Origin of the sequence: Streptomyces niveus (assembly GCF_001723055.1) — a bacterium.
Lineage (GTDB): Bacteria > Actinomycetota > Actinomycetes > Streptomycetales > Streptomycetaceae > Streptomyces > Streptomyces niveus.
Genome location: NZ_MDCR01000448.1, coordinates 1 through 8,726, shown reverse-complemented (window position 1 = coordinate 8,726; position 8,726 = coordinate 1). Strand labels below are relative to the sequence as shown.

8 protein-coding genes and 2 pseudogenes are annotated in these 8,726 nt (G+C 69.9%); 1 reads left to right on the top strand and 9 read right to left on the bottom strand.

Annotated elements, in window-relative coordinates:
- Positions 1 to 157 precede the first annotated feature (157 nt).
- From BHU15_RS35925 to BHU15_RS35890, 9 genes and pseudogenes are all read right to left on the bottom strand, one after another.
- Positions 158 to 619: a hypothetical protein gene (locus tag BHU15_RS35925; protein ID WP_069630934.1), complete on the bottom strand. Its 462-nt coding sequence runs from the start codon at positions 617 to 619 to the stop codon at positions 158 to 160.
- A gap of 121 nt (positions 620 to 740) precedes the next feature.
- Positions 741 to 1,424: a uracil-DNA glycosylase gene (locus BHU15_RS35920; RefSeq protein ID WP_069630933.1), complete on the bottom strand. Its 684-nt coding sequence runs from the start codon at positions 1,422 to 1,424 to the stop codon at positions 741 to 743.
- A gap of 69 nt (positions 1,425 to 1,493) precedes the next feature.
- Entirely contained in the window at positions 1,494 to 3,074 is a 1,581-nt protein-coding gene (locus BHU15_RS35915) for an ABC transporter substrate-binding protein (protein WP_023543141.1), read from the bottom strand.
- A 108-nt stretch (positions 3,075 to 3,182) separates the two neighbouring features.
- Positions 3,183 to 3,959, bottom strand: coding sequence for an SDR family oxidoreductase (locus BHU15_RS35910; RefSeq protein ID WP_069630932.1), 777 nt, complete (start codon positions 3,957 to 3,959; stop codon positions 3,183 to 3,185).
- Between the two features lie 17 nt (positions 3,960 to 3,976).
- On the bottom strand, positions 3,977 to 4,738 hold the full coding sequence (gene fabG, locus BHU15_RS35905; protein ID WP_023543139.1) for a 3-oxoacyl-ACP reductase FabG: 762 nt from the start codon (positions 4,736 to 4,738) through the stop codon (positions 3,977 to 3,979).
- Positions 4,739 to 4,904: 166 nt separating this feature from the next.
- Entirely contained in the window at positions 4,905 to 5,288 is a 384-nt protein-coding gene (locus BHU15_RS35900) for a DUF3037 domain-containing protein (RefSeq protein WP_023543138.1), read from the bottom strand.
- Positions 5,285 to 6,139, bottom strand: a complete 855-nt coding sequence (locus tag BHU15_RS35895) for a HipA family kinase (protein WP_069630931.1) — start codon at positions 6,137 to 6,139, stop codon at positions 5,285 to 5,287. The genes BHU15_RS35900 and BHU15_RS35895 overlap by 4 nt, the downstream gene beginning before the upstream one ends.
- A gap of 273 nt (positions 6,140 to 6,412) precedes the next feature.
- Positions 6,413 to 6,541, bottom strand: a pseudogene (locus BHU15_RS41845) (S-adenosylmethionine-dependent methyltransferase); the annotation flags it as partial.
- Positions 6,542 to 6,833: 292 nt separating this feature from the next.
- A complete protein-coding gene (locus BHU15_RS35890; protein ID WP_069630935.1) occupies positions 6,834 to 8,414 on the bottom strand; it encodes a PH domain-containing protein in 1,581 nt (526 codons plus the stop codon).
- A 123-nt stretch (positions 8,415 to 8,537) separates the two neighbouring features.
- Here BHU15_RS35890 and BHU15_RS41840 point away from each other — a divergent pair.
- A pseudogene (locus BHU15_RS41840) lies at positions 8,538 to 8,726 on the top strand (VOC family protein); the annotation flags it as partial.

Below are 8,726 nucleotides of genomic sequence, written 5' to 3'. Positions count from 1 at the left end.
AGCCGCCGTACTCCGTACCGACCGCGCTGCCGGACCTGGGCGCCGGGCTGTGCGCGCTCGGTACGGAGTACGGCGGCTGGGCGCCGGGCAGTCCGGAGAGCCGTATCTGCGAGAAGACGTACGGCGGTTGATGACGTCCAGATCCGCCCGACGACGCCTAGTCGTCGAGCAGTTGGTGCTCCAGGCGCCCGATCGCGGCACGTACGCCGTTCCCGTACCCGTCGTCCCCGAGCACGTTCACCGCGGCGCGCGCCCGGGAGAGGTGGAGCCGTGCGGCGTCGGGGCGCTGGAGCTTCAGATAGTCGGCGGCGAGGTTGAGATGGAGCGACGGGTAGAAGGCCCGTACCGCCGAGGCCGTACGGGCCGTGGCCGGGCCCGGGTCCTCCGCGGCGGTCAGTGCGCGCAGGTCCCAGGCCAGTTCGTCACCGGGGTCGTCCTGGGTGTCCGCCATGTAGTGCGCGAGCGTGCAGCGGTGGAGCGGGTCGCCGGACTCGCCGATCTCGGTCCACAGCTCACCGAACCGGTTGCGCGCCTCCTCGCGGTCACCGCCGTGGAGCAGCATGACCGCCTGACCGATCCTGGTCAGGACGCCGTCCTCCGACACCTCGCGCTGCTCCATCGCCTGCCGCCTCCCGCGCCCATACGGTCGATACCCTCCGGCCCGACGCTAACCGCAGCGACCGGCATTCCCGCACAGGCTCACCCGCCCGGCGCGGACCGCCGGGCGCGGGCGGGGCCGGTCAGCCCAGGTCGGGGATGCGCCAGTCGATCGCCTTGTGTCCCTGCGCGGCGATCGCCTCGTTGATCTGGGTGAACGGGCGCGAGCCGAAGAACTTCTTCGCCGACAGCGGCGACGGGTGCGCGCCCTTCACCACCACGTGCCGTGTCTCGTCGATCAGCGGCAGCTTCTTCTGCGCGTAGGCACCCCAGAGCACGAAGACCGCCGGGTCCGGCCGGGCGTCCACGGCACGGATCACCGCGTCCGTCACCTTCTCCCAGCCCTTGCCCTTGTGCGAGTTGGCCTCGCCGGCCCGTACCGTCAGGACGGCGTTGAGCAGCAGCACACCCTGCTCGGCCCACGGCATCAGATATCCGTTGTCCGGGATCGGGTGGCCCAGCTCCTCCTTCATCTCCTTGTAGATGTTCCGCAAGGAGGGAGGTGTGCGCACGCCGGGCCGCACCGAGAAGCAGAGGCCGTGTCCCTGGCCCTCGCCGTGGTACGGATCCTGGCCGAGGACCAGGACCTTCACGTCCTCGTACGGCGTGGCGTCGAGCGCGGCGAACACCTCCTCGCGCGGCGGGTAGACCGGTCCCTTCGACCGCTCGTCCTCGACGAACTCGGTGAGCTCCTTGAAGTAGGGCTTCTGCAGCTCGTCGCCGAGGACGCCGCGCCAGGATGCGGGCAGCATGTCGGTGTCGGTCACGTCAACAACCTCCGGTAAGCGATCAGTTGGTCCACTCCTGAACCTACCGGTGAGCACTGACAATCGCCGCTACCAGCTGGCCTTGCGGCTGAACTCCCACAGCTGCATGACCGTCTGCGGGTCGAGCGCCCGCTCGCCGCCGCTGATCTCCTCGGACGCCGCCACGTAGAGCTTGCCCTGCCACAGCGGCAGCAGCCGTACGTCGTCGACGAGGATCTCCTGGGCGCGCTCGAACTGCTCGATCACCGCGCCCCGGTCGCTCTCGCGCCGCGACTGCGGCAGAAGCTCGTTGGTGATCTCGGGGCTCTCGTAGGGGGTGCTGAGCGCGTTGTTCTTGCCGACGAAGGGGGCCACGAAGTTGTCCGGGTCCGGGAAGTCGGGGAACCAGCCCCGGCCGAAGACCGGGTACTCGCCCTTCTGGAAGCCCGCCTGGAAGTCCTTCCAGGGCTTGCTCTTCAGCGTGATCTCGAAGAGGCCGGAGGCTTCGAGCTGGCGCTTGAGTTCGGCGAACTCGGCGACCGTGCCGGAGCCGTAGCGGTCGGTCGTGAACCACAGGGTCAGCGGTACGGGCGTGTTGATCCCGGCGTCCTGAAGGATGCCGCGCGCCTTGTCGACATCCGGGTCGCCGTACTCGTCGAAGAAGCTCGTGGCGTGCCCGGAGATGCCCTTGGGGACCATCGAGTACAGCGGCTCGGCCGTGCCCTGGTAGACCTTGGCGACCAACGCGTCACGGTCGACCACCTGGGCCACCGCCCGCCGTACGGGCAGCTTCGCCGCCGCCTCGTCCTTGGGGTTGAACACCAGGTAGCGGATGTCGGCGCCGACGGTCTCGATCAGCTGAAGGTGGTTGTTCTCCTCCTTCTTCTGTTCGAGCTCGACGACTTCCTCCGAGGTCAGACCCCGGTAGATGACGTCGATCTCCTTCTTCTTCAGGGCGCCGAACATCTTGTCGGAGTCCTGGAAGTACTGGATCGTGACGGCCTTGTTCTTACGGTCGGCGAAGCCCTTGTAGCTGGTGTTCTCGGCGAGTTCGGCGTCGCTGCCCGGCGTGTAGGACTGAAGCGTGTACGGGCCGGAGCCGGTGAGCTTGCCATCCTCGCGGAGCTTGTCCGCCGGGTACTCCGCCGGGTCGACGATGGACATGGCGGGGGCGGCGAGGACGAACGGGAACGTGGCGTCGGGCTTGTTCAGGTTGAACGTGACGATCAGATCGCCGTCCGTGGTGACGCCGTCGAGGGACGCGAGGAGTCCGTTGGGACCGCCGTTCGCGTTGATCTTCACGATGCGGTCGAACGAGTGCTTGACGGCGTCGGCGTCGAGCTTGTGGCCGTTCGAGAACGTCAGGCCCTCGCGGAGTTCGCAGCGGTAGACCTTGTTGGTCGAGTCCGTGAACTTGCAGTTGTCGGCGGCGTCGGGCTGTGGAGTCGTGCTGCCGGTGGGGAAGGCCACCAGGGTCTGGAAGACGTTGCGGTAAAGCTCCCAGGAGTTGTCCCACGCGGCGGCCGGGTCGAGCGTGCTCGGCTCGCTGGTGGTGCCGATCGTGATCTTCTGATCCCCTCCGGCGCTGTCCGCCGAAAACAAGCCACATCCGGCCAGCAGGGATATGGACGCGAGGGCTGCAGCCGCCTGCAGACTGGTCCGGTTGAACACGTGCACGCTCCTTGTTCAGCCACGAGTCGGCCGACCATACCGCAGTGCCCCATCGGTTCAATATGCATGACCGATGGGGCACTTAAAGCCATTTACCAACAAAGCGTGTCAGTGCACGCCGGCATTGAGGAAAATTCCGCCGTCGACGACCAGCGTCTGCCCGGTGATCCAGTCCGACTGGTCGGAGGTGAGGAACGCCGCCGCGCCGCCGACGTCCTCGGGCATCCCGAGGCGGCCCAGCGGGTAGGCGCCCGCGGCCTCGGCCTCCCTGCCCTCGTAGATCGCCTGTGCGAACTTCGTCTTGACCACGGCCGGGGCGATGGCGTTGACCCGCACGCGGGGCGCGAACTCGTGAGCCAGCTGAAGGGTCAGGTTGACCATGGCGGCCTTGCTCATCCCGTACGCGCCGATGAACGGCGAGGCGGACACCCCGGCGACCGATGCGATGTTCACGATCGCACCGCCGTTGTCCTTCTGCCAGGCGTGCCAGGTCAGCTGGGCGAAGCCCAGGGCGGAGATGACGTTGGTCTCGTAGACCTTGCGCGCCACGCCCAGATCCAGGTCGGCCATCGGGCCGAACACCGGGTTCGTCCCGGCGTTGTTCACCAGATGATCGACGCGGCCGAACTCCTCCATGACGCGGTCGACCGCGGCTGCCTGGTGGGCCTCGTCGTGGGCCTTGCCGGGGAAGCCGATGACACGGTCCGCGCCGAGCCGCTCGACCGCCTCCTTGAGAGCGTCCTCGTTACGCCCGGTGATGCACACCCGGTCGCCGCGGGCGACGAACGCCTCGGCGATGCCGTACCCGATGCCGCGACTGGCACCGGTGATCAGGGCGACCTTGCCGCTGTCGGGCCGGCCGCCGCCGTTCGGCTGCTGTGTCATGTCGCAAACTCTCCGCTTCAGTTGAGGGGTCCGCCGGCGACGTACAGCACCTGGCCGGAGACGAATCCGGCGTCCTCGCCCGTGAAGAAGGCGATCGCGTTGGCGATGTCGTCGGGGACGCCGACCCGCTGGACCGGGATCTGGGTGGCCGCCGCCGCCTGGAAGTCCTCGAAGCCCATGCCGACGCGGGCGGCGGTCTGGGCGGTCATCTCCGTGACGATGAAACCGGGGGCGACGGCGTTGGCGGTGACGCCGAACTTGCCGAGCTCCTTGGCCAATGTCTTGGTGAAGCCCTGGAGTCCGGCCTTGACGGCGGCGTAGTTGGCCTGGCCGCGGTTGCCGAGCGCCGAGCTGGAGGACAGGTTGACGATGCGGCCGAACGTCGCGTCCACCATGTGCGCCTGGCAGGCGCGGGCCATCAGGAAGGCGCCCTTGAGGTGCACGTTCATCACGGTGTCCCAGTCGGACTCGCTCATCTTGAAGAGGAGGTTGTCCCGCAGCACGCCCGCGTTGTTGACGAGGATGGTGGGCGCGCCCAGCTCGGCCGCGACGCGCGCGACGGCGGCCTCCACCTGGGCGGCGTCGGAGACGTCGCAGCCGACGGCGAGGGCCGTGCCGCCGGCGGCGGTGATGGTGCCGACGGTCTCCGCGCAGGCCGCCTCGTCCAGGTCGAGTACGGCGACGGCCCGGCCCTCGGCCGCGAGCCGTACCGCGGTCGCGGCGCCAATGCCCCGCGCCGCCCCGGTCACGACGGCGACACGCTGCTCGGTGGTGGACATGCTGCTTCTCCTCGTCCTTGGATCGCGGCGTCCGGCGCGAGCGCGCTGAGCGACCGCTTAGTATTCAGCTGCCGTGACGCTAGAAGCCCCGCCACCCGCTGTCAACGGCCCACGGGGGCGGCGAACATATGTCACACCGGGACGGGCGGGCGCCCGCGGACACGACCTAGCGCACCAGCAGGGTGAGCAGGCGCTCGACCTCGGCCGACGGGTCGAGCGTGAGGCCCGTGTGTACGGGGCCGGGCTGGACGACCGTCGAGCGCGGCGCGATCAGCCAGCGGAACCTGCGCCCCGCGTCGTCGCGCGCCGCCTGCCCGGCCGGGTCCCCGCCCGCGCAAACACCCTCGACGGCACGCAGAGCGGCCCGTACCCCCGCCACGTCGGCGTCCGGCGCCAGCGCCTTGAGGCGGGACTCGTCCAGGTGCGTACGGGCCGCGACGAACGACTTGGCGCGGCAGTAGACGAGCACGCCCGCGTTGATGAACTCCCCGCGCTCGACCCTCGGCACCACGCGCAGCGGCGCGTACTCGAACACATCGCGTCCGTTCATCGGCCCTCGCCTCCGCTGTTCTTCTTCGTGGGATGTGGCCAGGGCGTGACGTGTTCGGTCAGCCAGCCGGGAGCCTGGGACGGACGGTTCTTGGTGGGCGCGTCGAGGGTGAGGCGCTCGTGGATGGTGGCGGCGCGCGGCAGCAGCGCCGCCACATAGGCGCGCCGCACCGCGTCGGTGGAGTCGAACCCGGGCTCGTCCACGAGCCATTCGTCCGGTACGTCGGCGGCGACCTCGGTCAGCAGCGCCTCGGTGACCAGCGGCGCGAGGTCCGCGGCCGCCGAGGCGATGTCGGGCCGGAACGGGGCGAGGACATGGTCGGACGCGTCGTACGCCTTCGCGGCCGAGGCCTCCGCCCCCGGCCAGTTGTGGTGCCAGATCATGGTGGCGCCGTGGTCGATGAGCCAGGCGTCCCCGTGCCACACCAGCATGTTGGGGTTGCGCCAGGACCGGTCGACGTTGTTGATGAGCGCGTCGAACCACACGATCCGTCCGGCCTCGGCGGCCCCCACCTCGTACGCGAGCGGATCGAACCCGAGGGACCCGGGCAGGAAGTCCATCCCGAGGTTCAGCCCGCCACTGGCCTTCAGCAGCTCCTGCACCTCCTGGTCGGGCTCCCCGAGACCGATGACGGGATCGAGCTGCATGGCGACCAACTCCGGCACCCGCAGGCCGAGCCGCCGCCCGAGCTGCCCGCAGATGACCTCGGCGACGAGCGTCTTGCGCCCCTGCCCGGCGCCGGTGAATTTCATGACGTATGTCCCGAGATCGTCGGCCTCGACAATCCCCGGCAGCGACCCGCCCTCACGCAACGGCGTGACGTAACGGGTCGCAGTGACCTCCTTCAACATTTTCCCAGGCCACCTATCTCTTCGACCTTGCAGTCCACGGTCTCACTCGGGTACGAGCCTGGGGATTTCCAGTCCCCCTCCGGCATGAAGTGAGCATAGTAACCAAGGGTGATCACGGGCGAGGAGTGTCCGAGCCAATGTCCACCGACACCGAAGGAAGCCCTCTGCGACCTCTGGGGCACCTTCATTCCCTCTCTCAGATGAGATCGGGCGGGGTGGCGAGTGCCGCGGCCTGCGATGGATCAGCATTCCCAAGCTGCCTACGGAGCTTCGTCAGGTACGGGGCGAACCTCGTGGGCTCGTCTGCTCGAAGTAGGGCGCCAGATCGATCACGGGTGTGCCGTCGTCGGCATCAAGGTCGGTGGCCAGGAGGTCCCGGCCGTCCACGTCTGGAAGACGCGGGCTCCAGGCGCGCGGCGTGCACCCGTACCGGCTCTCCGGTCCCGCAGAGGCGCGCTGGGAAACACCGAGGCCGGCCGGTGCCGGTGCCGGTGAAGCGGAACACGGCGACGGTCCGCCGGGCGAAACCGCACTCCTGAACTGGGCCGCGGCCCACGGCTTCGAGACCTGCGGCGCCGAACGGACATCGGCGAACCTCAGCGGCGACACCTTCTGGCGAGGCCACGGATTCACCCCGCCGGCCGCCGGCTCACCCGCCACCTCGACACACGCGTCGACTGGGCCGACCCCGGCCTCAACTACCGCTACGCGTACCCGCGGCCGACGCTCCCCGGGCGCCCGCCGGGCCGGACGTGAGCCCCAACTCCCTTAGCACGAACCGCAGATCCTCCGGCGCGGCCGCCAGCCTCACCGGGGCCCCCGCGTCCGACAACTCCGCGACCTCCCAGTCACGCGGCACCAGATCACCCTCCGCACCACGCGCCCGGCGTACCTCCCCCAACGACAACCGCGACACCGGGATCTCCCGCGCTGCGAACCGCCCCGGCCCCGCGTGCGGCACCACAGCCGGCGGCCCGTCACCCAGGACGACATGCGTGCCGAACAGATGCGGGTTGTACTCCGTGGCGTCCAGGAAACGCGCCGTCACGAACGTCGGGCCCGCCGGCGGCCCGGCGGCGACCGCAGTCCCCGCACCGCCGATCCGCGTCGCCCACCACGCCCACCGCAGCAGCGCCACCGACACGACCACCCCCGGCACCGACCACCGCAGCGCCGCACCGGACAGGAACGGATCCGTCGTCAGCGTATGCGCGTACGGCAACAGCCAGACACCCGTGCCGGCCAGGGCCACGACGAACGGCCACACCGACGGCACCACCGAGTCGGCCGGCAACCGCCGGGCCCGACGGCGGATCAACAACTGCGCCGCCGGCACCCCCGCCCCGAGCGCCAGCAGGCCTGACACGACCGCGATCTCACCACCCGTCGCGAAGTGCTCGGTCCACTCATGACGCCCGCCCGAGACCTGGCGAACGGCGCCCCGCCAGACGGTCAGCGTCACCCTGTCACCCGGCCGGAACGCGTTCGCCGCGTCCTGGTCCACCGACAAACGGTCCACGGGCCGGTCGTCGGTGAAGTACAGCCAGCTCCGACCTCTGCCCCCGGCCGGATCCGTCCTCTCGACCACCGCCACCCGCGTGCTCAGGCACTCGCGGCCGACCTCCCCCTCAGGGCAGGAAACAGCCGCCCTCCACTCCCGTAGCTGGGCCGAGACGGCGGGCACGAACGCGGCGGCCAGCGCACTGCCCGCGAGCAGCCCCACGCCGAGAACGAACAGCCCCTTCCAGGCCCGCCCGGCCGTACGGGAGGTGATCACCACCAGGTGGTCGGCCTCCGGCGCCCCGTAGCGGCGGTGCAGCTCACGCAGGGACGCGAGATCCGCCTCGTACTGTTGCTGGTACGCGCCGCGCCCCGGCGCGCCCTGCGGCAGCGGAAGCCCCACCGTCCCACCGTCGCGGCGCCGCAGCACGACACGGTAGGTCTGGCCGTAGCGGTGCGTCCGCACGAGCTGCTGGACGTCGGCCACGTCCGACCAGGGCACACCGCGCCGGCGCAGCCAGGTCCGGACCCGCAACCCCTCCTCGTCCGCCCGCACCGACACCGTGACCATGCGCAACACCCACCCGCCGAGCAGGAGAAACACCAGCGCGGCGATCCCCACCGCGTCACCGGCCCAGAACGGCGCGTCGACACCGAGGCGTGTGATGCGATACGCCACACACCCCGCGGCCACCGGCACCGCGAGCGCACCGAGAGCCAGGAGCACCCACACCGCCGGCGACCTGGGGAAACGGATGACCACTGCGTCGTTCATGATTGGAATTGTCGCCCAGCGCCCCATCCGGTCGGACCGGGAGCCTTCGGCAGTCCTCACGGGCCGCTCGTTGCCGGAGGCGTACACCCGCGACGGAGAACCACGGCAGTTCCCCGCCGTCGGATGTCGAGAACGCGGCACCGGCTCCGTCCCAGGGGTATCAGCGGCCAGCACCGGCCGCACGGAGAAGACGAAGAAGGAGAAGGAAACATGGCGATTCAGCGGATGGACAACGTCGGCATCGTCGTCGAGGACATGGACGCCGCCGTCGCGTTCTTCGTGGAACTCGGCATGGAGCTGGAGGGCACGGCG

What these genes read in the sequence shown, in the direction of transcription:
- BHU15_RS35895 (WP_069630931.1), bottom strand. Translation starts at nt 6,139, where the DNA reads ATGTTGAAGGAGGTCACTGCGACCCGTTACGTCACGCCGTTGCGTGAG.
- BHU15_RS35890 (WP_069630935.1), bottom strand. Translation starts at nt 8,414, where the DNA reads ATGAACGACGCAGTGGTCATCCGTTTCCCCAGGTCGCCGGCGGTGTGG.
- BHU15_RS35910 (WP_069630932.1), bottom strand. Translation starts at nt 3,959, where the DNA reads ATGACACAGCAGCCGAACGGCGGCGGCCGGCCCGACAGCGGCAAGGTC.
- fabG (WP_023543139.1), bottom strand. Translation starts at nt 4,738, where the DNA reads ATGTCCACCACCGAGCAGCGTGTCGCCGTCGTGACCGGGGCGGCGCGG.
- BHU15_RS35900 (WP_023543138.1), bottom strand. Translation starts at nt 5,288, where the DNA reads ATGAACGGACGCGATGTGTTCGAGTACGCGCCGCTGCGCGTGGTGCCG.
- BHU15_RS35925 (WP_069630934.1), bottom strand. Translation starts at nt 619, where the DNA reads ATGGAGCAGCGCGAGGTGTCGGAGGACGGCGTCCTGACCAGGATCGGT.